Genomic DNA, 26,407 nt, shown 5'->3' on the forward strand with positions numbered 1-26,407 from the left:
TCTTCTGCTTCAAGTCTGCATCTTGAAGTCTCAAGCTTCTCGCATACTGAACATACATCGTTTTGGTTTAAAATTCAAGGACGGGGAACGTAGAGTGGAGTACATGAACACGGCATCTACATCTGACGAGGAGCCTCGCTGGCTCACCGACGAGGAGCAGCGCACCTGGCGTGCCTACATGCACGCGGTCACCCTTCTCGAGGACCATCTCGACCGCCAGCTCCAGCGTGACGCCGGCATGCCACACGTCTACTACGGCCTGCTGGTCGGCCTCGGCGAGCAGGCGGACGGACGTCTGCGCATGACCGAACTGGCGATGAAGGCCAAGATCACCCGCTCCCGTCTCTCGCACGCCATCGCCCGGCTGGAGAAGAACGGCTGGGTGCGCCGCGAGGACTGCCCCTCGGACAAGCGCGGCCAGTTCGCGGTCCTGACCGACCAGGGCCAGGAGGTGCTCAGGCGCACCGCCCCCGGCCATGTGAGCGCCGTACGGCAGGCCCTGTTCGACCGGATCAGCGACGAGCAGCGCAAGACGCTCCACGACGTCATGGACATCGTCGCCCAGGGCCTCCAGCCGAAGGACGCGGGCGCGGATCTGCCCTGGCTCCGCTGAGCGGAACCAGGGCAGATCCTGGGGTCGTACGTCACGAGGTGTCCCCACCCCGCGTGACGTACGCGGTGGCCCGAAGAGGTACGACGGGGACGGCGGCCGGGGTCAGTGGGCGACCACCGGAACCTTCAGCTCCTCCTCGGCGCCCTCACCGCTGACCGAACTCATGTCCGGGGCACCGGCGGTGATGAAGGTGAACGCGATGGCCGAGGCCGCGACCAGGATGCCGACGGCGAACCAGATCGCGCTGGTGTAACCCTCGACCATGGCTTCGAGCTGGACCAACTGCTGCTGGGAGCGGGAGGTCGCCGAGCCGATGTGGTCGGCGAGGTACGACGTGGTCGCGGAGGCGGCGATCGTGTTCAGCAGAGCCGTACCGATCGCGCCGCCCACCTGCTGCGAGGTGTTGACCATCGCGGAGGCGACACCGGAGTCACGCGGCTCGACGCCCAGCGTGGCCAGGGACATGGCCGGCATGAACGCCGTACCCATGCCGAGGCCGAGCAGGAGCATGGCCGGCAGGAGCAGGGCCGCGTACGAGGAGCCGATCTCCATCTGGGTCAGGAACAGCATGCCGAGCGCGGCGACCAGGAAGCCGGGGCCCATCAGCAGCCGCGCCGGGACGCGGGTCATCAGTCGGGCACCGATCTGCGTGGAGCCCGTGATCATGCCCGCGATCATCGGCAGGAAGGCGAAGCCGGTCTTGACCGGCGAGTAGCCCTTCACGATCTGCAGGTAGTAGGTCAGGAAGAGGAACAGGCCGAACATCGCGATGATCGCGAGGCCGAGCGAGAGATAGACGCCGCCGCGGTTGCGCTCGGTGATGACGCGCAGGGGCAGCAGCGGGGCCTTGACCCTGGACTCGACGAACACGAACGTCGCGAGGAGGACCACCGAGGCGACGAACAGGCCGATCGTCAGGGAGTCGCTCCAGCCCTCGGACTCGGCCCGCGTGAAGCCGTAGACGAGGGAGACCAGACCGAGGGTGGACAGGACGACACCCGGGATGTCGAGCGGCGAGCGGTTGCGGCTGCCGGACGGCTCACGGATGACGAAGTACGCGCCGAGGGCGGCGACGATCGCGAACGGGATGTTCACGAAGAACGTCCAGCGCCAGTTCAGGTACTCGGTGAGGAAGCCGCCGAGGATGAGACCCACGGCGCCGCCGCCACCGGCGATCGCACCGTAGATGCCGAACGCCTTGGCGCGTTCCTTGGCGTCGGTGAACATCACGGCGAGCAGGGAGAGCGCGGCGGGCGCCAGCAGCGCGCCGAAGGCACCCTGGAGGGCGCGGGAGCCGAGGAGCATCGCCTCGTTCGTCGCGGCGCCGCCCAGGGCGGAGGCGGCGGCGAAGCCGATCAGGCCGGTGACGAAGGTGTTCTTGCGGCCCCAGATGTCGGCGATCCGGCCGCCGAAGAGCAGCAGTCCGCCGAAGGCCAGGGCGTAGGCCGTGATGACCCACTGCCGGTTGCCGTCCGATATCCCCAGGTCCTGCTGGGCGGAGGGCAGTGCGATGTTCACGATGGTCGCGTCGAGCACGACCATCAGCTGGGCGAGCGCGATGAAGCTGAGCGCTTTCCAGCGGTTGGAGTCGGGAGTCGGCGCCTTGGCGGCGACAGCCTGGGCTGTTTCGGACATGGAGATACCCACTTCGGGACTTCGTGAGGAAAAAGGATGCGAAAGGAATCAGTACGTCGACGTTGACGACTGGAAGCTTGGCGTCAGTGGTGACTCGGGTGATGCGCTGAACTCATCGGTCAGGATCGGCGCAGATCCTCCATCGTGACGGTCGTGCCGGGCAGTTCGGAGGGGGCCGGGGCCCGCAGTCCGTCCAGGAAGATCTGCAGGTGTCGGTGCACGAAGCCGTCGATGTTCGTGCACGCCGTGCCCGCCGGAGGACGGCTGAGCTGGGACACGACGACCATCACGTCGCCCACTCCCACATCGGCGCGGAGCCTCCCGGCCGCCTTGGCGCGGTCCATGATCTCCCCGGTGAGCTGTTCGACCCGCTCCCGCGCGGCCTCCAGGTCCGGGTGGTGCTGGTCGAAGGTGCTGGACATCATCGGGCAGAGCGCACCGATCCGCTCGTCGGCGGTGACGTGCACGAAGCGCTCCAGCGCCGCGAAGGCGTCGCCGGTCTCGGCGAGCGCGAGTTCCGCCGCCTCGGACGTACGGTCCATGACCGAGCAGACGACCTCCCGTACGAGGGCCTCCCGGTCGGGGAAGTTGCGGTACACCGTGGCGTTGCCGACGCCGGCCCGGCGGGCGATCTCGTCGATCGGCACCTCGGCGCCGAACTCGACGAACATCTCGCGGGCGGCGGTGACGATCCGCTCCCGGTTGCGCAGAGCGTCGGCGCGGGGCCGGGTCACCTTCTGCACACGGATCGCGGTCTGCACGGCGTACTCCTTCATGGACGGTGTTCGTGAACCCTGCGTTGCGATCCGGGGGATCACTCCCCGTTTCGCTCGGACACATGGCTAAACGGGGAATCGGTCCCCGGTTATTTCCCGGATCGGAAGACATTTGATGTGACCTGGGTCACATAACCTCCGGCGAGAAACCCACGATCGGTCTCCTCCAGCGCGCGCCCGCGCCGACCTCCACACAGGGTGATCGAAAGGGTGCAGTCCGAGACCGGCGGCTGCCGTGGCGCGAGGGGTCCGTGCATGCAGCAGCCGTCCAGCCGTCGTCGGATACGCCCGCCGGGCGCCCTGCGCCCCCGCCGGGCCGCGGCCCTGGTGTCCGTGGCCGCGCTGACCCTCGCGGTCAGCACCTCGGCCGGCACCGGACACCTCACCAGGGGTTCCACGACGGCCGCGGGCTCCGTCCCGCTGGCCCGCACCTCCGCGGTCGGCCCCTGTGCGATCCGGGGCGGCCTCGGCGTCCAGATGTCCGAGGGCCTGCCCACCCCGGCCGGCTACTCCCGCTCCACCGGCACCGTCCGCGCGCTGAACCTGATGGTCGACTTCTCCGACGCCCCCGGCCAGGGCAGCGCCGTCGACCGGCTCGCGGAGTTCTTCCCGCAGACCCGGGACTGGTTCACCACCAGCTCGTACGGCCGCCTCGACTACCGCCCCGAGGCCCCCGTCCCGGGCTGGCTGCGGATGCCCCGGTCGTTCCGCTCGTACGGCATAGAGCGCGGCGCCCCCTTCGACCCCGGCTACCGCAAGCTCGTCCACGACATCGTGGCCGCCGCCGACCCGACAGTCGACTTCCGCTCGTACGACCTGCTGAACGTGCTGGTCACCCCGAACGCGGGCCCCTCCGCCCTGGACACCGTCCTGTCCGTCACCTTCGCCGGGAACAGGGAGGCACCGGTCGCGGACGGGGTGGCCGTCGCCAACGCGTCCTTCGTCTACTCCCGGCAGGACGACGGCTCCGGTTCGTACGACACCACGGGCTACCGCGTCCTCCCCCACGAGAACGGCCATGTGTTCGGGCTGCCCGACCTGTACACGCAGGCCGGCGGGGGCGCGGTCGGCCACTGGGACATCATGAGCGAGGACTGGGGGGCCAACAACGACCTGCTCGGCTGGCACAAGTGGAAGCTCGGCTGGCTGGACCCCTCGCAGGTCGGCTGCGCGGCGACGGCCGGGACGGCGGAGTACATCCTCACCCCGCTGGCCCGTCCCGGCGGCGCGAAACTCGTCTTCGTACCCGTCAACTCCCGTACGGGATACGCCCTTGAGCTGCGTACGCGCGAGGGCAACGACGAGACGGTGTGCCGGCCGGGCGTGCTGATCTACCGGGTCGACGCGAACGTCGACACCGGCCGCGGCCCGGTCACGGTGTACGACTCCCACCGGGGCAGCGGCGGCTGCACCCGCAGCCCGAACGTCCACTCGGAACTGTCCGACGCGCCCTTCGCACCCGGCGAGACCTTCAAGGACCCGAAGCGGGGCATCCAGATCGCCGTGACGAGCGCGGACCTCGACGGGAACCACCGGGTGGCGATCACCCGGCGGTGAGCCTGCCAGGGCCGACGGCCGTACGGCCAGGGGCTCCGTACGGGCATTACGGTGTGCCCATGGTCGCCCCCGCCACGAATGTCCCGCCGGTCCTGGACGGTCCTGTGCCCGCCGAGGCCGTCGCCCCGCTGATGCGCGGGATCGCCGTGCTGCGGCAACTGACCGAGGCGGGCGGGACACTGAGCCTGAGCGGTCTTGAGCGCGCGACCGGCCTGGCCCGTTCCACGGTCGACCGGATCACGGCGACACTCGCCCGCATGGGGTACGTCCGTCTCGACGGCCGGGACGCCGTTCTCACCCCTCGGCTGATGGAGCTCGGCAACGCCTATCTGGCCGCGCTCCGGCTGCCCGCCCTGCTCGACACGCACGCGGACGCCCTCGCCGACGAGCTGGACGAGTCGGTGTCGCTCGCGGTCGGCGACCGGGACGGCATCCGGTTCATCCACCAGGCCACCCGCCGCCGCGCGATGTCCCTCAGCTTCCGCATCGGCGACCTCCTCCCCGCCGAACGCACCGCCCCCGGACCGCTGTTCGCCACCGAGTGGACGCCCGCCGACTGGCACCGCTGGCGCGAACGCCGCTCGGCGGACCCGACCGACCACGGCTTCCCCGCCGTCCCGCCCCGACCCTCCGACTCGGGCGCGGACTCGGGCGCGGACTTCGAGGCGTACGTCGAGCGGGCCCGCGTCGACGGCTGGGCACTGGACGACCAGCTGATCGAACCGGGGCTGGTGGCCGTCTCCGTACCCGTACGGGACCCCCGTACGGGCCGGGTGGCCTGTGTCGCGAGCGTCGTCAGCCACACGAGCCGCCGTACGGCGACCGAGCTGCGCGACGACCTGCTGCCGCGACTGCGGGTGACGGTGGCCGCGATGGAGGCCGAGCTGCGGGTACGCCCGCCCGCCGGGACGCCGGCGCCCCCCTCCGGCCTGGCCGCCTGGACCGGGGCCTCGAAGCAGGAACTGGGCCGCGAGTTCGTCGAGTCCCTGGCCAGGGGCCTCACCGTCCTGACGGCCTTCGGCGAGTCCCGCGCCGAGCTGACCCTGACGGAGGTCGCGCGGGCTACGGGCCTGGCGAGGGCGACCGCACGCCGGGCCCTGATCACCTACGAGCACCTGGGATACGTCGAGGCCCACGGCCGCGTCTTCACCCTCACCCCCCGGGTGCTGTCCCTGGGCTTCCCGCCCCTCTCCCACACCTCCCTGCCCGAGATCGCCGCCCCCCACCTGGCCGAACTCGCGGGGCGGGTCGAGGAGTCGGCGTCACTGGCGGTCCTGTCAGGGGACTCGGGGGCGGGTTCGGGTGCGATCCCCGAGGCGGAGATCCAGTACACGGCGCGGGTGGCGACGAGGCGCATCGTGAGCGCCAGCATCACCGTCGGGACGCGGCTTCCGGCGTATCCGACGTCGATGGGCCGGGTCCTGCTGGCCGACATACCGGAGGCGCACCGGCAGGTGCGGGACCTGGCCCCGCTGACCCCGCACACCGTGACGGACCCGGCGGCCTTCGCGCGGGTGCTGGCGGAGGTGCGGGAGCAGGGATACGCCCTGGTCAGCGAGGAGTTGGAGGAGGGGCTGCGGTCGATCGCGGTCCCGGTGCGGGACCGTACGGGACGGGTCGTCGCGGCGGTGAACGTCGCCATGCACACGACCCGGCGCACGGCGGAGCAGTGTGTGACGGAGGTCCTGCCGGAGCTGTACGGGACCGCTTCACGGATCGAGGGGGAACTGCGGACGGCGGGAAGGTTCACCCGGGTGCCGCTGGCGTAGCCGCCGTCACCATCGCCCCCGCTCCCATCGCCCCCGCTCCCGTTGCCTCCGCTCCCGTTGCCTCCGCCCGTTCACTCATTTAGTCTCTATTTACATATATAGACAGGGCAGCAGCCACATACGCAGTCTGCGCAAGGACTTCGATGACCATGAGTACGCGTACGGGTAACAGCACGAGCCCGCCGACCGTCACCGCCCTCTCCGTCTACCCGGTCGCCGGCCGGGACAGCATGGAGCTGAACCTCTCCGGCGCCCACGGCCCCTGGTTCACGCGCAACATCGTGATCCTCACCGACTCCGAGGGCCGTACGGGACTCGGCGAGGTCCCGGGCGGCGAGAGGATCACGCGGACGCTGCGCGACGCCGAGTCCCTGGTCGTCGGGGCGAAGGTGGGCGACTACAAGCGCGTCCTGGCGGAGATCGGGGCCCGGTTCGCCGACCGTGACTCGGGCGGACGCGGTGCCCAGACCTTCGACCTGCGCACCACCGTGCACGCGGTGACGGCCGTCGAGTCGGCCCTCCTGGACCTCCTCGGCCAGCACCTGGACGTACCGGTCGCCGCCCTGCTCGGCGACGGCCAACAGCGGGATTCCGTACGGGTGTTGGGCTACCTCTTCTACATCGGCGACCCGGACCGGACCGACCTGGACTACGTCCGCGAGCCGGACTCGGACGTCGACTGGTACCGCGTCCGGCACGAGGAGGCCCTGACCCCGGAGGCGATCGTCCGCCAGGCCGAGGCCACCCACGCCCGCTACGGCTTCCGCGACTTCAAGCTCAAGGGCGGTGTCCTGGAGGGCGCGGACGAGGTCAAGGCCGTACGGGCACTGAAGGACCGCTTCCCCGAGGCCCGGATCACCCTCGACCCGAACGGCGCGTGGTCGCTGCGCGAGGCGATCGAGCTGTGCACACCCCTGAACGGCACGCTGGCCTACGCCGAGGACCCCTGCGGCGCGGAGGACGGCTACTCGGGGCGCGAGATCCTCGCCGAGTTCCGCCGGGCGACGGGCCTGCCCACGGCGACCAACATGATCGCCACGGACTGGCGGCAGCTGACCCACGCCCTGGCCCTCCAGTCGGTGTCCATCCCACTGGCCGACCCGCACTTCTGGACCATGCAGGGCTCGGTACGCGTGGCCCAGCTGTGCAACGCGATGGGTCTGACCTGGGGCTGTCACTCCAACAACCACTTCGACATCTCCCTGGCCATGGTCACCCACTGCGGCGCGGCGGCCCCGGGCGAGTACAACGCCCTCGACACCCACTGGATCTGGCAGGAGGGCCTGGAACGGCTCACGGTCGCTCCGCCGCGGATCGTCGGGGGCGAGATCGCGGTGCCGGACGCGCCGGGGCTGGGGGTTCAGGTGGACATGGAGCGGGTGCTCGCGGCACATGAGCTGTACCGGGAGAAGGCGCTGGGGGCGCGGGACGACGCGATCGGGATGCGGTACCTGGTGCCGGGGTGGGAGTTCGACGGGAAGCGGCCGTGCCTGGTGCGGTAGGGACTGGTGCGGTAGGGATACGGCCCCGGTGGGAGGTCAGGGGGTGGTGAGCACCGGGCTCTCCGGCCGGCCATCGGCGGTGGCTCCGGCCCGGTCGGGGCCTGTCCGGCGGATCCTGCCGGACAGGCCCCGGGGCCAGGAGGGCTCAGCGCTTGAGCGTGAAGGTGAAGTCGCCGGAGAGCCTCCCGCCCAGCCGCACTGCCGAGACGAGACTCCCCTCCGCGATCAGTCTCTCGACCTCGGCCCGCGCAAGACCGCACCCTTCAGCGATCAGCCGCACCGGCCGGACGGGGATCCGGGCCGCGAAGCGGACCGAGACGTCGAGTACCTCGCGGTCCGAGCGGTCCAGTCGGTCCGGGTGGCCCGGACCGCCGGTGTCCAGGCGCCAGGCGCGGTCCCAGTCGAGGGCTATGCGATTACGGCGCCTTACGACCGGATCCTGGAGCAACTCAGCTGCTAGGCCGGGGTCGTTGTCATGCAGCCGGTCCAGCAGCTCAGGTCGTACGGAGCGCACGTTCACCCGCTCCAGGACCGTGAGCTTCGCCGTGTCCCCGCACGCCGTACAGAGCACGAGGAGCCACGCGTCGATGAGCTTGTGGTTGGCGTTGACGCGGAATTTGCCGCTTGCCCGGAAGCGCTCCGACGCGCATGCGTGACAACGGCGGAGGACGAGAGGCAGGCAGGTGGGCGTGACCACCCAGTTTTCGAGCACAGAAGTACACCGGTTCCAGTGAGAAGTCCGCAGCAAAAAGCAGCGCGGCGCACAGACGCGACGCGCGACGAATCAGCACTCGGGAGGTCTCACACGGTGTACAACGGCACGTCCTCACCCAGACGACTTGGTCCGGCAGCACGGTAACGGCGCACAGCGGCGCCGCTCCACTGGTTTTGATGCGGTCCTGGGATTGGGCCTGGGCCTGGGCCTTCGGGTATGGCTGTCCGCGCGCAGGCACGGTTGGGCTCCGTCCCGGTCGGAGTGTTCGCCGTCAGGACTCTCGGTACCACCGTCGCCGCGCGAGCGGTGATGCAGTCACAGAGGACTTGTACGTGATCGACAGTGCTCTACCAGTGGGCCAGGTCGAACACTTTTGAGCAGTACGGGTCCACGGCGTCCGAAGGGTTGTACCGCAACTGGTCGTCGGCGATGAGGGAGGGCAGGGCCGCGGCCAGGCCCGTGATGCCCACGACCACGGCTCCTGCCTCGTCGCGAAGTGACACGTCGAGGCCGACCACGTCGACCAGCCCCTCGCCGGTCACGTAGAGACGCGCGCTGTACCGGTCGAGGAGAAGAAAGCCGAGCAGACGAAGCTCCCCGGCGGATTCGCATCCTCCGGACGGGGCGATCCCCGCGGCTGCCCCGTGGAGGGCGTCCGTGAGGTCGAACTCCGGGCCGTCCTCCAGGAGCAGCCCGATGTTCTCCGCGGCCACGACGGGGATGCCGTGCCCGTCACGGTCGTGGCCCGCTCCCGCCGCGGTCCGTCGAGCGCCGGGCACCTGCCGCCCCCGCACCGCCTGCCGCAGAGCAGCAGCCAGATCGGAAGCGGGGATGTTGTCACCGTGACGGTCGAGCAGAGGCAGGTCGTAGGCCACCGAGGTCCCGAAATCGTGGCCGTCCCAGACGACCACCCGCCCCACGCCTCGCCCGTCCGGGTCCGGAAGCACACCCCGGACGACAGGGCCATCCCCCAGGGATGCCGCCGTGAACCGGAGCATGTCCCGCACGAGAGCGGCTTGCAGCCGGGCCAGCCCTTCCCTCTCCCACCGCTGCACGGGCGCGGCCTCCTGACTGCCGCCGGAGAGTGGAGACGTCATGTCTCGTTCCCCGCATCGGGACACTTGTCGCGCGTAACCCGCTCACGGTACCCGGCGATCGATCTGTTCCTGGGGCGGTGGCTGGCGCCGGCGCTGGCGAGCTTGTGGTCACCGTCCGCGGTCTTGGAGTGCACTGGGGCGATCACCTTGATCCAGGTCAGAGGCACTCCGACTCGCCAGTCCGCTCCGCAGCCCCTATACGGCGGCCACTCGTCGGCGCACATCCGCTAAGGTTTCCTACTAGCCCCGCCTTCGTAGCTCAGGGGATAGAGCACGGCTCTCCTAAAGCCGGTGTCGCAGGTTCGAATCCTGCCGAGGGCACAAGGTAAAACGACCGAAGGCCCAGGTCGCGGAAGGGATTCCGCGACCTGGGCCTTCGTCTTGCGCACTCTGGCTACACCCTCAAACAGTCTGACTACAGACCGACTACGGGAGCACGGCTCCCAAATCCCTCCCAAATGATCATGCGCTTTACGCAGGTCAGGGGCTCAGCGAAGCGGCCCCCGCGTTCCGCGCCGGCGGAAACGCGGGGGCCGCCCCAAGTGCCGGGCCGCCACAGAGGGGGGCACCACATGTGGGACGACCCGACACGCTCATGGGTTGCGCCTGACTACATGTCTAACAGGCGCATGTGGAAGTAGTCATTCACCCGTTCGTGTGAACAAGTGTTCGATTAAGCACCGTACCTCTAGCCCTGCGGCATATGCCACCTCGCCGCAGGGCTGGGTATTGCGTGCGCTTCAGGGGCCCGTCGCGCCACTTGTCTCACTGCCCGGCAGCAAGGCAGACATACCGATCATGATCGGAAAAAGCCCTGTCTCACTGGGCTGACTTATGATCACGCTGGTCAGAGCGTTTGTCGAGTGCTCCGCAATCTGACCGACGGCGACGACGAATGGCTCCTGCAAGAACGCCGCCGAATCGGCGAGCGGATCCGTGAAGCCCGGCTGCTCCGCAACCTCACCCAGGAAGACGTCTTCCTGGCGGTGCCTGTAGCCAGGAGCTTCTACCAGGACATAGAGGCCGGCCAGGCCAACCCCGCCCTGGTCACGCTCCTACGCATCGCCCGAGTCCTCGACATGTCACTCGCCGATCTCGTGCGTTGACGGGAGGCCGCCCCAACGGGGGACGTAGAGCGGCCTCCCCCTCCTCGCGGCCGGCCACGGGGCCGACGGCGAGAGATCAGATACGGGTGGCGATCGCGATGGTGTCGTTGCCCGCCATCTCCGTCATCGCGCGCAGCACGATCGCAAGGCGCCGGTCGTCGATCTCCATCAGCCAGCCGAGATTCACATGATGCGGGCCCGCGATCGACAGGATGACGTCGAGGAAGATGCGCTGCTCCTCGTCCAGGTCGAGGCCGAACCGCTCCTTGGCGAGGCGGTCCCACGCGCAGCCCACTGGTGCGCCGCGATCGTTCGTCACGATCAGGGCCCGGCGTACGTTCTCGCGCGCGAGGACGGTCTCCTCCTCGATGAGGGCGCGTAGGGCGGCCTTGTCCCGGGGGTGTGCGGCCTTCTCGAGCAGCCGTTCCCCCAGCGTCGGAGCGTCAGCGTCGGGTGTGGTGGCGGTCATCGGGTTACCTCCGTGGGGAATCGAGCGCGGCCGGCGCGGAACGCGGCGCCGAGTAACAGCGGATCGGTGAGCTGGCCGGACCCGTCTGGTCGCTCGAGCCACCAGCGGCCGTCCACCGAGCGGAGGACGGGCGGGCATTCGAGGATCCAGCCGGGGGGCCGGACGGTGAGCCGGGGTATCCCGTCCAGTCCGTCGGCGAGGTCGGCCGGTAGGAGCCACCACGCGGTGTCGCGGTGTACGTCTGCGAGGACGGGGCCGATCCGGTTCCCGCCGATCCAGCCGACGGCCTCTACTGAGTGCAGGAGCCGTGACTCGGCGACACGCCAGCGCAGGCCGGCCGGGAACCCGGCGAGTTGCCCGGCGTCCCACGCGCGCTGCACATCCGCAGGGTTCGGGGCGCAGGCCAGGAGCCAGTCCTGGCCCGCGTTGCGTCGGCATCCGCACGTGACGGTCTGCCACACGCGAGCACTGCCGCAGATCACGACGGCCCCAGCTGCACGCAGGTCCTTACCGACCGCACCGCAGTCGAAGCAGGCCTCGCCGTGCAGTCGCACGATGCTCACCCCGCCGTCGATGACCGTGGGCGCGAGCGGGAGAGCGTCAGGCATTCCCATTCCCATCTGCCAGTTCTTGCTCGTGTGACAGATGGTGGGCGTCGGCAAGGGGCACAAGTACCCCAGCAAGGGGTACGGGGGTACCTGTCGTCAGGTTGCGGAGCACCACTCGGCGAAGTTGGTGAGGCTCTCGGAGTCGGCCCGCTTCAGACGCCGGAGGGTGGCCGCGTCCTCGCGCACCCAGCCGTGTTCGCGGGTGTGCTGGGGAGCGATACCGCGGGCGACCTTCAGCGACTCGAAGGCATCGTCGGCAAGGCCGGACCACAGCTGCGCGCGGGCCAGCTCGATGTAGAAGCCGGAGCGGCGCTCCGCCGGCAGATCGATCGGCGGCTTCCATTCCCGCGCAATGTCCAGGGCGCGGCTTAGGTGATCGCCGCCGAGGCTGACAGCGAGGGACACCTCGTGGACGCGGACGGAATCGGGCCCGAACGCGGTCCCGTTGTAGATGTCTTCGGGCACCTGGTCGCCGAGCTTGCGGGCCTCGCTGATGTGGGTCTGCGCGGACGCGGCGTTGCGCGTGCGCCCAGCGATGACGGCAGCCCTCATGTGCAGGGCACCGCGTGCGGCGGTCTGTGACGCCGATGCCGGGGCGGGGGTGGCGTCGATGGCCTGCTCCAGGGCGCGGAGCCCCGGGGCGTGTGCCTGCGCGGCGAAGAAGGTCTCCGTCCGTACGTAGGCGACCGACGCGGCCAGCAGTACGTCCTCCGCCTCGGGGACAGTCCACCGCATCAGCTCGACCAGCCTGGCCGAGAGATCGCGAGCACCGAACTTGTAGGCCACGGCGTCCGCCGACCGGTAGGCGGTGACAAGCAGTTCGGCCAGCTCCCGCCGCTGGTCCGGCGGCGCTTCGTAACGAGCGCGCGCGAGTTCGGCGAGCAGGCCAGGGAGAGTGCGGGCGATGCGCGTGTACTGCGACGCGAGCCGCCACTGCACAGTCTCGTCCACGGCCTCGCGCAGTTCGTGAAGGGGCCGGACCGGGCCGTCGTCCGGCAAGTCGTACGTGGCGAGCGCCGCAGAGAGCGCGGGCATCTGGTCATGGACTGTGGTGCGGGCGGCGTCGCGGTCGGTGCACAGACGGGAGGGGTCGACGCCCAACGCGTCCGCGATGGCGTCGAGGGTGGCGACGGTAACGCCACGCTCCCCGCGCTCAATCTTGCGGATCGTGCCGAGGGCAACGCGGGCAGCGTCTGCGAGCTGTTGCTGCGTCATCTTCGGGCGCGTGACGCTGCGGTAGTAGGCGATCCTTCTGCCTACCCCACCGTGCAGGGGTCCGGGCATACTTGCTCCAGTTCGAGGCATCCACTTCGAACGGTACCTGCGGCGTATGCCCGGTGTACCCGAATGGCCCCACCAGCCCCCCGGGCGGGTGGGGCCATTCGGGTTTCAGCTACCCGCTGTGATAGACGCGAGATCGGTGAGGCTGCTGATCCTCCAGTCCGCAGCCGCCACCACAGCAGGATCGTCCGCCCACAGATGCCCCCACGGGCCGCGGCGCAGGTGCGCGGCGAGCAGCCCGGCCTCCTTCGCCGGGAAGACGTCGTTCGCCGGATGGTCCCCGACATAGACCGTCCTTCCTGGTACCGAGTCGGCTACCTCCAGGACCCGGGCGAAGAACTCCGGCCGCGGCTTCGCAACGCCCCACTCTCCGGAGGTAACGATCAGATCCGCGGGCAGGTCGAGATGGCGGAGGAGTTCGCCAACGCGGACGGTCTGGTTCCCAGCGATGACCACACGGATGCCCTGTGCGCGGAGCGCGGCGAGAGCGGGGCGTACGTCGTCGTACAGGTCGCCCTCGTCAAGGAGCTCGCCGAAGCCGGCCGCCTCGCGGGCCTGGTACTCGGCGTCGATATCGACGCCGGGGCGGACCATCCGGATGGCATCGCCGTTGTCTCTGCCCTGGGCGACAACGGCACCGACGAGCGCGGACAGCGTGTGGCCCGGAACGTCCAGCCATTCAGCCCAGTTGCGCCAGTACCGATCATCGCGGGTGATCGTCTCGCCGATGTCGAACACGATGGTGTCAATCACACCGGCAGCCTAGGCCCGGGGCCGAGGGACAGCCGACCCGTACGCTTGTGCCCATGCCCCCCAACGTCCCGGCCCGTGGTTCCGTACGGTCTGCTGCCGAGCTGAACGAGCAGATCCGCACGCTCTGGAACCGCGCCGGCGGGACGCTCACACCGGAGCAGCGGCAGGAATACAACCTGCTCGTCACCGCCTGGGCGACCGCCGTACGCGCCGAGCAAACCACCGCCGAAGCAGCCTGACCCCGGACACGACGAAACGGCCCTCATCGCCCGAAGGCGGTGAGGGCCCAACACCTACTGCTACTACCCGATCTACCATCTGCTCCCAGACTGGTAGATCATCACTGCCCCATGTTGGCCACGAAGATCGCCCCGCTGTAGCCGCTCCCGAAGTACAGCTTCTGGTTCACACCGTCAGCCGGCCCCTTGTACGCCAACACGATCGTGACCATGCCGTCGCCGTCGACCTCGCCAGGCTGAACGATGAACTCCCGCATACCCACGACACCCACGAACGAGGCCTGCGGATACAAGGGCGCGTAGCCCTCCGGCTCCGGCGTAGCCGTGCCCGAGCTGGTGTACCGGGACGCCCCACCGCCCGCTGCTTTGATGGCCATGTCGAGGAACACGACTCCGCCGATACGCAGGAACGACGGGCTGTACCAGACGTGGTCGCCAACGCTCGCCGGGACCGACTTCCCGATCTCGACCCCACCCGAGGTGGCGACGATCGTCCAGGCCGCCGCCGCACTGAGCACAATGATCTGCTGATCGATGCGCCCGTCCGTGCTGGCAACGAGTCCGCCGCCGCCGGACGGGGTCTGCCAGGTGGCCGCGCTCGGCGACGTCGCCGTCAGCACCTTGCCCGTCGACGGCGTCCCCGACACCGCGACCCCATTGACCTTGGCCACAGCCGGGTTCGGGAAGGTGCCGGACAGGTCACCGCTGGCCTGACCGGTGGGCGTCCGGGCATCCCCCAGGCGGGCGTCGTTGCCGGCCGCCACGGTCCCGTTGGTGGTGCCCACGTTGCGTGTCGCCGCGTTGCCGAGTCCGAGGCTCGTACGGGCGGCGGCCGGGTCCGCGAGGTCGGACAGGTTCGCGGCCTTGGCCAGCAGCGAGGAGCCGTCCACGAGGACCGTGTACGTACCGGCCACCGGATCCGGGACCAGGACGTCGGCGAGCTTCACGGTGGGCGACGCCTTCGGCAGCGTGAGGTACCGGACCCAGCCGGGCCCGTTCGTCAGCACCGCCTCCACCCTGTAGGTCCATCCGGTCGGCGACATCCCCGTCGCGTCCGTCGCCACCAGCGCCTTGCTGAACTCGCCGTCCTCGAGGACGGCTTCAGCCGTACCGCCGAGGACCGCATCGTCCTCGCCGATCGTCACCAGGTCCGGCCCCGTGAACAACAGGCGGCCCTTCGCGAGCGCCCCGTCGAACCCGGTCAGCGGCTCGCCCGCCGTCACGGTCACCGTCTCCACACCCACAGGCAAAGGCATCCGTCATTCCTCCTACGGGTACTGGCGGCGGCTCGGATCAAGCCCGGCCACGAGCGAACTGGGCGGCGTACTCCCGCCGTCGGAGGGAGCTCCGCCCCGACGGCACACCAGGGAATCCAGATCCCAGGCCGGCGCCTGCAGCGCATACCCGTCCGGACAGGACGGCCCCGCCGGACCGACGTCACCCCGCGGGCCCTGCGGCCCCTGCTCGCCAGCTGGTCCCGCCGGGCCGGGGTCTCCTTGCGGTCCGGCCGGACCGGCCGGTCCGGCCGGACCGGCTGGCCCTGCAGAACCGGTCGCGCCCGGCGGCCCGGTGGCACCGACGCTCCCGGCCTGACCCGACGAACCATCCGCACCGTCCTGGCCCGCCGATCCGGGGGAACCCGACGGCCCGGGCGAACCCGGCTCGCCTGCCGGCCCCCGGGAACCGGGTATCGGAACAGGGACCCGGGCACGGTCGTCGAGGTCCTCCACAGCCTGACTCGGGTCCGGCGCCTTCGGCGTCTCACCCGCAGCCTGAACCTGCGCACGCAGTACGCGTACGTCGCCCGCCAGGGTGCTCACCGCGACACCACGGCGGTCGGCCTCGTCGGCGAGCTGGCTGTACCAGGACCAGCCGATCACGGCCGCCCCGGTCAACACGACCAGCCAGCAGAAGACAGTCATCCACCGCCAGTGATCGGCGAGCACCCGTTCTGTCCGGGTCACGGTTGTCCTCCGAGTCGAATGACGAGGTTCCGCAGGCGGGAAATCTCGGCCTGATCCGTAGCGTGCTGCGCGGCGAGCACGGCCCGTTCCGCCTTCAGCTCGGCCCGTTCGACCTTCAGCTCAGCGCGCTCCTCCTGGAGGTCGCCGGTGAGCGAGGTATAGCCGGTGATGGCGTTCTCGCCCCTCTTCCCCAGGTACGCCACCACGCCGCCGACAACCGCGCCCACGCCGACGAGGAGGCTGCCGATGGTGGTGGCGTCCAAGGTGACTCCCTACACGCCAGAGGCGGTTGAGGCGCTGTTCTTCTCGCCGACGATGCGGGCGAAAGCGCCCTTCAGTAGGGAGCCGACAGCCGCGATTCCGGCGGTGCCGACGGTCTCCCAGAGGGAAGCGTTGAGCATGTCCGCCGGACCGGCGGCGAGGGCAACGCCAGCCGCGGCGACGAGGAATGTCCAGATGACACGCTCGGTGAGGTCCTTGGCGTATGTGGCTGCGGTCTTCACGGGGAAGGAGGCGTTGGACATGGGTGTCTCGCTTTCGGGTCAGGCGTCGGGGACGTCGAGGTGGATGGTGATGGACTCGATCGCCTGCTTCAGTTCGGCGATGATCGCGGCCGGGTCCAGGCCGCCGACGTTCGCTGCCAGCGTGGCGACGGCGCCGACGAGCTTGTCGATCGTGGCGTTCTGCGCGGCTTCGATGGGCTGCAGCTTCGCGGCCACGGCCGTCGCGACACGGTCCACGTCGGAGGTCTCCAGTACGCCGCCCCCGGCGATCAGTTTCTTGGCGACGGCGTCGGCGATCTCGGTGGTGGTGGGCATGTCGTCCTCCTCGGTAGCGGTGCCCTTGGCGAGGGCGATGACCCGGGCGAAGTTCATGGAGCCGGGGTCGCCGTGGTCGTTCTCGGGTACGTGCTGGTGCCCGCACCAACCGGTGAAGGCCCGCCACTCGCCCTGCGTCATGCGAGCAGGACTCGCCCCGTACGACGCAGGCACCACGCCCGGGCGCCGCGCGTCCGGTCCGTACGCGAGCCAGTCCCGCACGCACGTCAGCGGCACCCCGTGCTGCTCGTTCAGCCACCGCACCAGCCACGCCACCTCGGCGAGCGCCCACTCGGGGGCGGTCGGCCAGTGCAGGTAGTCGAGCCCGGCGCGTGCGCTGCCCCAGGTCGTCTTCTTCGAGTCGTCGCACGTCCCGACCAGCTCGACCTGGAACACATTGGCCGTGTTCGTCTCGACCCCGCCGAGCTTGTTGGCGAGGGCACGCGCGGACTCGTCGACGTCGTAGTGCTGATACCAGCGGATCTTCCGCCCGGCGATGTCGGGTACGCCGGTGACCGTGGGGGCGATCGCGCCACCGTTGTAGTCGGGCAGCGTGCGGCCCTCGGTGGTGTGGGCGACGCCGCAGTTGGTCTCCATGTCGGAGCCGGAGTACTGGCCGTCGCCGTAGAAGTGGGCGAGCGAGGCGCCGGGGATTTTCTGGGCGCCGGTCCTCGTCATCGGGACCGTCCCGTCAGGGCCGCGCTGTAGATGGCGCGGGCGGCGGCGGTCCACGCGTTCTGGACCTGATCGCCGAGGTTCTCCCAGTCGGGCATGACGCGCCCGTCGTGGGTGAGGCCGCCGGTCTCCTGACCGTACGCGGCGTACGCCTTCTGCCCCAGGTCAGCCGGGATGGAGTGCTGCATCACACACGCTCCGGCCATGCCCAGTGGAACGGCCCCTCGCCGAGGGTGCGGGAGGTCGCCCAGAAGATGTCAGTCCCGTCCAGGTGGACCTGGAGGTTGACCGCCGACTCCGGGGTCTCGCCGAAGATCCGGACGATCATCGCCGGGCAGATGTCGCCCTCCCGTGCCTGGTTTCCAGCCAGCACGAAGGAGTCGGTGCGGCGTCGGTTGATCTCGTCGGCGTCCTGCTGGTTGAGGGTGTAGTGGACGATGCGTCCGATCGATGGCTTCACGTGGCCCTCCAGGGCATGAAGAAAGCCCCGGCCGTATGGCGCAGGGCTGCGGGGGTGGAGCGGGCTGGTGCCGGTCAGAGTGCGGTGACGGGTACGGCCACGAGTTCGATGCGGTCGTACGGTGTCCAGGGCCCGGTCTCGTACAGCAGGCCGACTGTGGTGGCGTCGAGCATCGCCATCGAGGAGTACGCGGCGTGCAGCCCCGACACTTTGCGGCAGGTCCACCACGTACGGCCGCCGTCGTCAGACCGGCGGATCGCCATCGCGACGCGGCCGTCCGGATGCTCCGGCCCCGCGTACAGCAGTGGTCCGCCGGGGACTTGCAGGAGGCTGCCGTGCACGACCGGCGTGGTGATCGTCCCCTGCACCCGGTACGCGGACTGCAGGGTGCTGCCCCCATCGGCGGAATAGGTGTCCGCCCGGGTGCCCGGCACGGTGCCGTTCTGGTCGCGGCAGTTGAAGTACAGCCGCCCGTCCGGCAGTTCGGCCACACACGATTCGTTCTCGTTCATGGCGCCGGTCGGGTTCGACGAGGTGAACGAGATCTGCCAGGTGTGGCCGCCATCGTCCGAGACGAGCGCGTGCGCACCCAAGTACTTCGGCTCCGCCCCGGTGTCCGTGCTCCCTGAGACGGGGGCCCGGGAGTGGTTTGCGGGGATGACGAGCCGCCCCGGGTGGGCGCCGCCGGTGACGGTGACGCCGCGGCCGGGCCCGGTGGCGTACCAGCGCATCCACGAGGCCTTCGCCTGGGTGGTGATGTCGACGGGCGTGGACCAGGTGGCGCCGGAGTCCGCGCTGCGCTGGACGTACACCTGCCGGGCGGCCAGGCCCTTCATGATGTCGGCTTCGGTGACGGTGCCCGCGTGGCCGCACGACAGCAGGACGAGGTCCCCGGACGCCGGGTCGGTGACCACCGCTGCGTTGCCTGCGGTGTTGGCGCCGTGGCTGGTGACGATGGCGAGCGGGCCCCATGTGGCGCCGCCGTCGGCGGACCGCTTGAGGACGATGTCGATCTCGCCGCTGTCGGCGCTGCTGGCCTTACGCCCTTCGGCCAGGGCGACGAGCGTGCCGTCCGGTGCGAGGGTGAGGACGGGGATGCGGTAGGAGGCGTAGCCGTCGACGCCTGCGGTGAACGGGACCGACACAGGGGGTGTCCTCTCAGACGAACCGCTCGACGAGCTGTCGGGCGGTGAGGGTGTTGGAGGCGCTGGCCGCCGCCCACTGGGCGGTGATCACCAAGTCGTTGGCGGCGGTGGTGTCGCGGGTGATGGAGCCGTCGCTGGACGCCAGCTGCACCTCGCCCACCGATCCGGCCTGCGTCCAGTTCCGGATCTCGTGGAAGTCCGCGTACCAGGTCCCGCTGCCGCCGGTGGTCAGGCAGACGACGTTGCCGCGGAGGTGGAACTCTTTGAACGTCTGGCCCGTACCGCTGGCTGTGGTCGGGCCCATCGTGGCCAGCGTGGTGCCGGCGACCCCGCCGATCCGCAGCCGCCACGTGATCTGCGCGGACGCCAGGAAGCTGATGTTCCCGAACGCGGTGACCCGGTAGATCGACCCGACCGCAGCCTGCGCGGCCGGGATGGAGTACACGGCGACGACCGTCTCCGTGGTCGTGTTGCCGACCGTGGTCGACGCGGAGGAGTTGACGGCGTTGCGGAGTGCCTGGAACTGGTCACGCAGCTCGGTGTTGACGAGCGTCGCGGTGACGACCTCCCCGGAAACCCACGTGCGGGGCGCTGCAAGGATCGGCATCAGCTGTCCCCGTCCAGCTGCTGAGTTACCGCGGCCTGTTCCGCCAGGCGCTGCCGTCGCTCGGCCTGCCAGCGGACATCGCCGGGGTGGTACCAGAACTGGTGCCGCCGCGGCAGCCCTGCCAGTTCCGCCTCAACTGCGTCGGGGTCCGGGGGGAAGAGAAGCGGGTGCCAGCCGTCGAGGCAGACGGTGCACAGCATGTGCGGGTCGGTGGGGCTGACGACGTCCGCGGCCCCGCACTCGCATTCGGCGACCCACCGGCCGGCGTCGATCCGCGCATACAAGGGTTCGGCCGCCTGCTCGCGCGGGATGTCGGGCAGGCGCCGCTGGGCGTAGACCTCGGTCCACCGCAGAGCCCGCTCCGCCGCCGGCACGCTGTCCCACACGTCGGCGGGCAGAGAGGGCGGGGGCAGGTAGAACGTCTCGGCGCGCAGCACGGCGACCATGTCAGAACCCCAATCGGGTGGTGGTGCCGAGCACCGAGTAGAGGCTGTCGTTGAGGACCCAGCTGGTGTCGAGGTCGGTCCGCGACGCGAACAGGCTGAACTTGTGCTGGTTTTGGGTGATGGTCTCCGAGTAGCCCTCGATGGTGCAGGTCAGCGACGACGCCGGGGCTTCGGCAGGCAGCGAGGTGATCGTGAACGCACTGGAGACGTCGGCGTCGAGGATCGCCCGGCAGGTGGTCAGCCCGAGCGTGGACGCTTCCAGGGGGACGGTGCGCAGTTCCGGCGGCGGGTCCGCGTACCGGGAGACGACCCAGTTCCCCCGGTCGACCATCGCGTCGTCGGTCATGGTGAACAGCTCGAGCGTCTGCTCGTACGGCCCGTACGCCGCCCGTGCCGCCTGGTTGGCGATCCGCGTCTGCGACCCGGTCGGCCTGCTCAAGAGCAGCGTGTTGACCATCTTCTGGTCGTCGTCGGCGAGTTCGACGTCGCTCGTCTCCAGGTCCGCGTAGGCGACCGTGAAGGCGGCGACGGGGTTGTTGCGCAGGGAGCGGCCCTGGAAGACGAGCGACGCCGCCGAGCGCGAGGAGATGAGCCGCCCCGCCTCGGTGCGCTCCACCTCCCGCATGTGGTCCAGGGCGCTGGATCCGAGGCCGGCCTGCCGCACGATCGGGCTGAACCCGCTGCCTGTCGCCAGGACGGTCATGCCCACGTAGGACGCCAACCGCGCGACCCGCAGGTCCGCGGTCTCCCCGGTGTGGTTGTTGAGGCCGGTGGTGTAGTGGGTGGCCAGGGTCGCCGTCGTCAGCGCGGTCGTCGCGTACAGCGCGACGTGCGAGATGCTGCCCTGCCACAGGTTGAACCCGTTCTGGCTCGCGCCGACGTGCAGGGTGTCCAGGTTGACCAGGGTCAGGATCGCGGAGAACGTCCCCAGGCTGACCCCGTCGATCAGGATCTCCTTGGTCTCCGAGTCGTACACCAGGTGGTGCACACCCCCGTTGGCCAGGTCCACGGAGCCGACGGTCGTGGTGACGGCACCGCCCGAGGTCGGATTGCGGGTCTCGACGGTCAGGTACCCGGTGGCATTCGCCAGGTAGAAGATGATGTAGCGGCCCTCGTCGGACGTGAAAAGGGTGAGGATGTTCCGGCCCCGCGTGAGCGTGTTGAACCAGCACTCGATCATCACGAAGTTGCTGACGCTGGCGTCCGTGAACGTCTGGCCCAGGCTGGCCCGCAGGTACAGGCCGTTGACGCTGTCGTCCGGCGTGAACGTCGGGGCGTTCAGTGTGTCGGCCGGCCCGCCACTGGTACCGAACGTGAGGGTGCCGCCCGATCCCTTCTGCTGGATCGTCAGCGAGCTGGACCCCAGGACCCCGGATTCATCACCCGCGCTCACCGAGTCCGAGGCCTCGCCCATCGGGTAGTAGGCGAGCGGCCCGTCCAGCAGCACCTCCTGAATGAGCATCGGCCGCAGCGCCGGGGTACGCGAGAGCCGCTTGAAGATGTCCGTGCAGGTGATGCTGACCGTCGACGACAGACCGGCCCATTTGGTCGGCCACTCGTTGACCATGCCGAAGAACCGGGGGTGGACCTGGGCGCCGTTGCTGTCGTAGGCGGTGGCGCTGCTGGCCGCCTCGATCTGGCAGGCGTCCACCCACACCAGGTCACCCGCGGTGGGTGTGCCGATCGCTCCGACACGCACCTGATGAGAGGTCGACGTCGCCGTCCAGGACACGGTCAGCCGCTGGAACGTGTCGAACAGCGTGCTCTGCGAGCCGGTCGTCACATCCGCCACGACGAGGCGTACAGGCGCGTCCCCCGTCGGCACCCACACATACGCGGAGAACGTGTACCGGACGCCGATCTCCAGGCCGTAGATGACCGGGGACGTCATCGTCTGGGACGCCACCGCACCCCACGTGATCTTCATGGCGGTGGCGCCGTCCTGCACATGCGTGGCGTCCGTAACCCGGGTCGGCGTACCGGAGCTCACCCACTCCGACACCCCCGACTCGAACGACGGGTTGCTCATGAAGTTCTTGGACACCGTGATGACCGACACCCGGATCGGGCAGTTCTTTTTGACGTTCGGGTAGTACGGGCTGCCGGTCCGCGACGGGGTGAACCGGCCGTCGGAGTTGTCCAGCTTCAGGGAGCAGGTGGTGGGCTGGGTCTCCGACTGCTCGTCCTGCGCACCCCGGTTGTCGATCCGGATACCCGACGTGATGATGTCGGCGAACTGGGTGATGTCCGTCCACGTGATGCTGCTGTCGGTGACCGTGTTCCCGAACCCGACCTCTACCGCACACCGCGTCATTCCCTGCCCCCTCTCTACCCGAATCCGAGGGCGGCGCCGCCGCGGGCACGCTTGAGCTCCAGTAGCGCCGTCTGGATCTGCCGGCCGACCGCGACCGGGTCCAGCACCGTGCCGTCGACGTGGATATGAATCTGCGCCGGCCCCGCTCCACCCCCGGCACGTACCGCCTGGCGCGGCACCGTCAGGTGCGGCAGCGACGCCCGGGCGCGGGGCGAGGAGATGACGCCCGCGAGGTCGCTCATCGCGCCCTCGATCAGTGGCCGGCGGGACAGCAGCCCTCCGGCCAGGCCCTCGGTGGAGTAGGCACCGAGCCGCGCCATCACCGTGGACGGGCTCTTAATGCCGAGCGCCTTCCGGATCGCCACCTGCATACTCGTGGCGATCTTCAGCATGAGCTTCTCGATGTTCTTCTGCTGGGACTGCAGCCCCGTCAGGAAGCCTTTCCCGGCGTTCTTCCCGGCGTCGTACAGCTTGTCCGCGCCGGTCTCGCCCAGGCTGCGGGTCGCGGTGTCCAGCCCGTACTGCACCTTGTTGACGGAGGACAGCGTCGCCTTGTCCGCCTCGGCCAGTGCTGCGGCGTAGGCGTATCCCTGCTCGGGGCCCATGTCGAGGATCTGCCGCAGCAGCGTCTTGTGCAGGCCGCGCGCCGCCAACTTTTTGATGTACGCGGTGAAGCGGCGGATCTTGGACAGCTTGTTGCCCATGGCGGTCTTGATGGTGCCGCCGGTCACCACCTCCAGTCCGAGGTTGCCGAGCTGGGCGCCACTGCGGGCGTTGCCCGTCACCTCGCGCGCGTAGCCCTTGGCCTCCGCGATCCTCGCCGCGAGCTTGTCCCGCCGCGCGGCCAGGGACATCAGCCGGTTCGTCTGCGCGGTGACCATGCGGACGAGGCCGGACTCCTTGCGCCCCTCGAAGGCGGCACGGATGTCCTTCGCGAGATCGGCGGCCGTCGACCGGATCTTGTCGCGGGACCCGGTCAGCCCAACGATCAGGCCCCGGCCGATGTCCAGTGCCAGCGCCCGCGTCTTCTTCGAAGGTGACCGGATCTCCAGCTCGGCACGGATGCCGGCCGTGACCGCAGCCGCCATGGCCCGCGCGGCCGTGTAGACGCCGCCCGTGGATCCCAGCCCGGCGGCCAGGCCTTGCCCGGCCGCGCGGCCTGCGCCGAGCGTGCCGCTCATCATGGCCTTGGTCTTCGTCGCGTCGAAGACCCGGGCGGCCTCCCCGAACACGACGAGCTCGGGCCCGTTCTCCCCGACCATGGCCATCTCGCCCGCCTCGGGCGTACCGCCGGCGGCGTACTTGCTGACGCCGCCCTGGCCGACGGTGGGCCGTTTGTCGGTCGAGTAGGTGGCGATGGTCTCCCGGACGGTGGTGATCGTGACGGTCTTGTTCCGCAGCCCGGCGATCGCAGTCTGGATCGCTCGTGCTGCGGCGGATGCGCGGTCCCTGGCGGCCAGGTCGATCGACTTGTCCTTCAGCCCGTCGCGGGCGCGCTGCACCGCGGCGATGTTCGTTTTCGCGTTGGCCGTCTCCGCCACGACCTTGAAGCGGCCGTCCTTCAGCCGGGTGACCTTGAAGCCCATGTCTTTCAGCAGGGCGACCGCGTCAGCGGTGAGCGCTGTGACCGTCACCGACTTGGAGCCCGGTGCCTTCTTCATCGCCGCGACGACCGAGTCGAGGTTGCGGGTGGCGTCCTCGGTCCGCATCTCCAGCCGCATCTTGGGGCTGGGCATCTTCAGCAGCTGCGAGGCGAGCGACTCGGCTTCCTTGCGGTTGCCGGTGATCGCGGCGATGTTGTCGACGAGGGACTTGCGTCCCTTGTCGTAGATCCCCGCGACGGTCTGCCACGACGCGCCGTTCTCCCTCGCCTTCGCCGCGGCGTCCTGCGTTGCCGTGGCCATCTGGGACAGGGCGTCCCTGTTCGCCCGGCCCTTGTCCGTGCCCGCGTCGAGGGTCTTGCCGTTGTCCTTCAGGGACTTCGTGACAGCGTCGACCGCCGCCTCGAACTTGGTCTCCGCGTCGAAAGCGGACCGCGACGTATCCGACAGTGCCTGGATGGACTGTCGCAGCCCGTCCGCGCTGGCCTTCTGCGCGGCCAGCGTCGCCTGGGTTTTCTGCGCCTGCGCACCGAACAGGCCTTGGCTTTCCGCGGCCAGTTCGGCCTCGAACTTGGCGTCGGCGATCGCATCGCGGTAGTCGCCCAGCTGGCTCGTGAACTCCTTCGTGTCCCGGCCGCCCTTGCCGTACTCCGCGGTCAGCCGCTTCAGGGCAGCCGCAGCCAGGTCCGCCTGCCCGTTGGACACCAACCCGGCCAGGGCCTTGTCGATGGCGTCGATGTTGGCCTTGGCGTCCTCGACGGGAGTCGAGTCCCAGTCGGCCAGCCCGCCCAGACTCACCACGAACTGCTGGACCTTGTCCGTGGTGCTCGGGTCGGTGAGGGCGCGGACCTTGCCGTGCAGGCCGTCGAGGTTCTTGCCGAACGCCTTCGCGGCCTCCCCGGAAACCGTCCCGTCCCGGCCCAGACGCGCAAGCGAGGACGTCAGCTTGTCGACGTCCGGCGGCGTCTGCTTCCCGCGGGCCGACAGTTCACCGAGCGCCAGGAGCAGCAGCCCGATCCCCGTGCCCGCCATCGCGATCTTCGCCCCACGCGACAGGGCGCCGATCGCTGCCGTCACCGCGCGCAGCCGCCCGGGCGCCGCCGCCGCGGCCGTCTGCATCGCGACGAGCTGGATTCCCAGTGCGGCCAGCGCGGTACGCGCCGCGACCATGCCCAATGCCGCGGCTTTCACGATCTTCAGCGCGAGGGCCAGTTGCAGGAACGTGGCGATCGCCGATGGCGGGACGGCCGCGACCAGGGACGCGATCACCCCGACAACGTCCAGCAGCCCTACGCCGACCTCGCTGCCCGCCTGCAGCACGTGCATCAGCGCCGTGCTCACACTCGACAGGACATCCGCCACCCGGGGCCCCTGGGCGGACGCCCACGTCATGAACTTGGTGACGTTCCCGCCGACCTGCCCGGAGTCGGTGGTGCGCAGCAGTCGGATCAGCTTGTCGTTCATCCGGTCGAGGACGCCGGTGGAAAACCGCTCGAGCTTGCCGCTCAGGCGGTCCAGGCCCGGCGACGCCATCTCGCCGCCGATGATGGTCATGAACCGGTCGGCTTCGCCGGCCGTGCCCTTCACCAGGCTGCGGGTCCTGGGCAGCAGCGCGTTGGCGATGGCGACGCCCTTGGTGAACGGGGCCATCGTGTCCCCGGCCAGGGAGTCCGACCAGTCCTTGTACTCGTCCTTGAGGTCCGCCACAGCGACCGCGGCCCGCCGCGTGGCCGGCGGCATCGACGCCATCAGGCGCAGGTACTCCTGCTGCGCGGTGATCGCTTCCTGCGACGAGGCGCCGGACTTGTCGACCGCATCCTCATACTTCTTCTGCGCCTCGGCAGCTTCCCCGAGCCGGGCGATCTGAGGACCCAGCGCGGCCCCCATCGCCACGGCAGCGACCGCGACCGCCCCAGCCCCGGCGGCGATCGGGGCGAGAGAGGCGGCGGCCGGGATCGCTGCCGGGGCGAGCAGCATCGTCGCTTTCTTCAGCTCACCCAGTGACTTGCCGGCCGCGTCGTTGTCCCGCCGCAACCCGGCGAGGTTGCGGGTCGAGTTGTTGGTGAACCGGCGCACAGCCGCGTCGCCGTTGATGGACATCGTCAGCAGCCGGCGCCCGAGACGGTCACTCGCATCCCCTGCCCGGTCCAGGACCCGGGACAGGTGGTCGCGTCCGGTCAGGACGAAGTTCATCGACATCTACTCACCGCCTTCCGCCTGCTGTGACTGGTGGGCGTCGATCCAGGCGACGAGTCCG

General features: G+C 69.8%; 26 protein-coding genes and 1 tRNA gene. 8 read left to right on the plus strand and 19 right to left on the minus strand.

The features are described 5' to 3' along the window. The first annotated feature begins 103 nt into the window (after positions 1 to 103). On the plus strand, positions 104 to 613 hold the full coding sequence (locus tag ACW4TU_RS18265; protein ID WP_457428880.1) for a MarR family winged helix-turn-helix transcriptional regulator: 510 nt from the start codon (positions 104 to 106) through the stop codon (positions 611 to 613). A gap of 102 nt (positions 614 to 715) precedes the next feature. Here the strand turns inward: ACW4TU_RS18265 and ACW4TU_RS18270 are convergent, their stop codons facing one another. Both ACW4TU_RS18270 and ACW4TU_RS18275 read right to left on the minus strand, forming a co-directional pair. Then, the gene (locus ACW4TU_RS18270; protein ID WP_457428881.1) at positions 716 to 2,248 is read right to left on the minus strand and encodes an MFS transporter; all 1,533 of its coding nucleotides are present in this window, start codon (positions 2,246 to 2,248) and stop codon (positions 716 to 718) included. 119 nt (positions 2,249 to 2,367) lie between these two features. Continuing rightward, on the minus strand, positions 2,368 to 3,009 hold the full coding sequence (locus ACW4TU_RS18275; protein ID WP_457428882.1) for a TetR/AcrR family transcriptional regulator: 642 nt from the start codon (positions 3,007 to 3,009) through the stop codon (positions 2,368 to 2,370). A 270-nt stretch (positions 3,010 to 3,279) separates the two neighbouring features. Here ACW4TU_RS18275 and ACW4TU_RS18280 point away from each other — a divergent pair, with 270 nt between their 5' ends. The 3 genes from ACW4TU_RS18280 (at position 3,280) to ACW4TU_RS18290 (ending at position 7,852) form a co-directional block, all read left to right on the plus strand. Beyond that, a complete protein-coding gene (locus ACW4TU_RS18280; RefSeq protein ID WP_457428883.1) occupies positions 3,280 to 4,581 on the plus strand; it encodes a M6 family metalloprotease domain-containing protein in 1,302 nt (433 codons plus the stop codon). Between the two features lie 59 nt (positions 4,582 to 4,640). Continuing rightward, complete coding sequence (locus tag ACW4TU_RS18285; protein WP_457428884.1) at positions 4,641 to 6,350, plus strand: IclR family transcriptional regulator domain-containing protein; 1,710 nt, start codon at positions 4,641 to 4,643, stop codon at positions 6,348 to 6,350. A 149-nt stretch (positions 6,351 to 6,499) separates the two neighbouring features. Next, entirely contained in the window at positions 6,500 to 7,852 is a 1,353-nt protein-coding gene (locus ACW4TU_RS18290) for an enolase C-terminal domain-like protein (protein WP_457428885.1), read from the plus strand. 145 nt (positions 7,853 to 7,997) lie between these two features. On the opposite strand, the gene ACW4TU_RS18295 is transcribed toward ACW4TU_RS18290, so the two are convergent. Both ACW4TU_RS18295 and ACW4TU_RS18300 read right to left on the minus strand, forming a co-directional pair. After that, the gene (locus ACW4TU_RS18295; RefSeq protein ID WP_457428886.1) at positions 7,998 to 8,564 is read right to left on the minus strand and encodes a DUF1062 domain-containing protein; all 567 of its coding nucleotides are present in this window, start codon (positions 8,562 to 8,564) and stop codon (positions 7,998 to 8,000) included. 350 nt (positions 8,565 to 8,914) lie between these two features. Further along, positions 8,915 to 9,664 carry a hypothetical protein gene (locus ACW4TU_RS18300; protein ID WP_457428887.1) on the minus strand — a complete coding sequence of 250 codons (750 nt, stop codon included), beginning with the start codon at positions 9,662 to 9,664 and terminating at the stop codon, positions 8,915 to 8,917. A 248-nt stretch (positions 9,665 to 9,912) separates the two neighbouring features. Here ACW4TU_RS18300 and ACW4TU_RS18305 point away from each other — a divergent pair. Together ACW4TU_RS18305 and ACW4TU_RS18310 are read left to right on the plus strand one after the other, a co-directional pair. Then, positions 9,913 to 9,985: transfer RNA gene (locus ACW4TU_RS18305), tRNA-Arg, on the plus strand. 542 nt (positions 9,986 to 10,527) lie between these two features. After that, entirely contained in the window at positions 10,528 to 10,770 is a 243-nt protein-coding gene (locus ACW4TU_RS18310) for a helix-turn-helix transcriptional regulator (RefSeq protein WP_457428888.1), read from the plus strand. A 76-nt stretch (positions 10,771 to 10,846) separates the two neighbouring features. Here the strand turns inward: ACW4TU_RS18310 and ACW4TU_RS18315 are convergent, their stop codons facing one another. The 4 genes from ACW4TU_RS18315 to ACW4TU_RS18330 all read right to left on the minus strand — a co-directional run bounded on the left by ACW4TU_RS18315 (position 10,847) and on the right by ACW4TU_RS18330 (position 13,881). After that, complete coding sequence (locus tag ACW4TU_RS18315) at positions 10,847 to 11,239, minus strand: hypothetical protein (RefSeq protein ID WP_457428889.1); 393 nt, start codon at positions 11,237 to 11,239, stop codon at positions 10,847 to 10,849. Next, a complete protein-coding gene (locus tag ACW4TU_RS18320) occupies positions 11,236 to 11,847 on the minus strand; it encodes a hypothetical protein (protein ID WP_457428890.1) in 612 nt (203 codons plus the stop codon). Before ACW4TU_RS18320 ends, ACW4TU_RS18315 begins: the two co-directional genes overlap by 4 nt. Positions 11,848 to 11,943: 96 nt before the next feature. Beyond that, entirely contained in the window at positions 11,944 to 13,131 is a 1,188-nt protein-coding gene (locus tag ACW4TU_RS18325) for a helix-turn-helix domain-containing protein (protein WP_457428891.1), read from the minus strand. Positions 13,132 to 13,236: 105 nt separating this feature from the next. Then, positions 13,237 to 13,881, minus strand: coding sequence for an HAD family hydrolase (locus ACW4TU_RS18330; RefSeq protein ID WP_457428892.1), 645 nt, complete (start codon positions 13,879 to 13,881; stop codon positions 13,237 to 13,239). Positions 13,882 to 13,934: 53 nt separating this feature from the next. On the opposite strand from ACW4TU_RS18330, the gene ACW4TU_RS18335 reads away from it, so the two are divergent. Continuing rightward, positions 13,935 to 14,120, plus strand: coding sequence for a hypothetical protein (locus tag ACW4TU_RS18335; RefSeq protein ID WP_457428893.1), 186 nt, complete (start codon positions 13,935 to 13,937; stop codon positions 14,118 to 14,120). Between the two features lie 101 nt (positions 14,121 to 14,221). Here ACW4TU_RS18335 and ACW4TU_RS18340 read toward each other — a convergent pair whose 3' ends face one another. Further along, the gene (locus ACW4TU_RS18340) at positions 14,222 to 15,376 is read right to left on the minus strand and encodes a hypothetical protein (protein ID WP_457428894.1); all 1,155 of its coding nucleotides are present in this window, start codon (positions 15,374 to 15,376) and stop codon (positions 14,222 to 14,224) included. Positions 15,377 to 15,932: 556 nt separating this feature from the next. On the opposite strand from ACW4TU_RS18340, the gene ACW4TU_RS18345 reads away from it, so the two are divergent. After that, the gene (locus ACW4TU_RS18345; RefSeq protein ID WP_457428895.1) at positions 15,933 to 16,055 is read left to right on the plus strand and encodes a hypothetical protein; all 123 of its coding nucleotides are present in this window, start codon (positions 15,933 to 15,935) and stop codon (positions 16,053 to 16,055) included. Between the two features lie 25 nt (positions 16,056 to 16,080). Here the strand turns inward: ACW4TU_RS18345 and ACW4TU_RS18350 are convergent, their stop codons facing one another. From ACW4TU_RS18350 to ACW4TU_RS18395, 10 genes are all read right to left on the minus strand, one after another. Further along, positions 16,081 to 16,347, minus strand: a complete 267-nt coding sequence (locus ACW4TU_RS18350) for a hypothetical protein (RefSeq protein ID WP_457428896.1) — start codon at positions 16,345 to 16,347, stop codon at positions 16,081 to 16,083. A 9-nt stretch (positions 16,348 to 16,356) separates the two neighbouring features. Beyond that, a complete protein-coding gene (locus ACW4TU_RS18355; protein WP_457428897.1) occupies positions 16,357 to 16,608 on the minus strand; it encodes a hypothetical protein in 252 nt (83 codons plus the stop codon). 18 nt (positions 16,609 to 16,626) lie between these two features. After that, positions 16,627 to 17,580, minus strand: a complete 954-nt coding sequence (locus ACW4TU_RS18360) for a hypothetical protein (RefSeq protein WP_457428898.1) — start codon at positions 17,578 to 17,580, stop codon at positions 16,627 to 16,629. Further along, entirely contained in the window at positions 17,577 to 17,765 is a 189-nt protein-coding gene (locus tag ACW4TU_RS18365; RefSeq protein WP_457428899.1) for a hypothetical protein, read from the minus strand. The genes ACW4TU_RS18360 and ACW4TU_RS18365 overlap by 4 nt, the downstream gene beginning before the upstream one ends. After that, positions 17,765 to 18,037, minus strand: a complete 273-nt coding sequence (locus ACW4TU_RS18370; protein ID WP_457428900.1) for a hypothetical protein — start codon at positions 18,035 to 18,037, stop codon at positions 17,765 to 17,767. The genes ACW4TU_RS18365 and ACW4TU_RS18370 overlap by 1 nt, the downstream gene beginning before the upstream one ends. A gap of 74 nt (positions 18,038 to 18,111) precedes the next feature. Beyond that, complete coding sequence (locus tag ACW4TU_RS18375; RefSeq protein WP_457428901.1) at positions 18,112 to 19,182, minus strand: sialidase family protein; 1,071 nt, start codon at positions 19,180 to 19,182, stop codon at positions 18,112 to 18,114. 13 nt (positions 19,183 to 19,195) lie between these two features. Then, positions 19,196 to 19,789: a hypothetical protein gene (locus ACW4TU_RS18380; RefSeq protein ID WP_457428902.1), complete on the minus strand. Its 594-nt coding sequence runs from the start codon at positions 19,787 to 19,789 to the stop codon at positions 19,196 to 19,198. Beyond that, a complete protein-coding gene (locus ACW4TU_RS18385; protein WP_457428903.1) occupies positions 19,789 to 20,235 on the minus strand; it encodes a hypothetical protein in 447 nt (148 codons plus the stop codon). The genes ACW4TU_RS18380 and ACW4TU_RS18385 overlap by 1 nt, the downstream gene beginning before the upstream one ends. 1 nt (position 20,236) lies before the next feature. Next, a complete protein-coding gene (locus tag ACW4TU_RS18390) occupies positions 20,237 to 22,549 on the minus strand; it encodes a LamG-like jellyroll fold domain-containing protein (protein ID WP_457428904.1) in 2,313 nt (770 codons plus the stop codon). A gap of 14 nt (positions 22,550 to 22,563) precedes the next feature. Further along, a complete protein-coding gene (locus ACW4TU_RS18395; RefSeq protein ID WP_457428905.1) occupies positions 22,564 to 26,349 on the minus strand; it encodes a hypothetical protein in 3,786 nt (1,261 codons plus the stop codon). Between the last annotated feature and the right edge of the window lie 58 nt (positions 26,350 to 26,407).

The sequence above is a fragment of the Streptomyces kryoterrae genome (assembly GCF_054072135.1).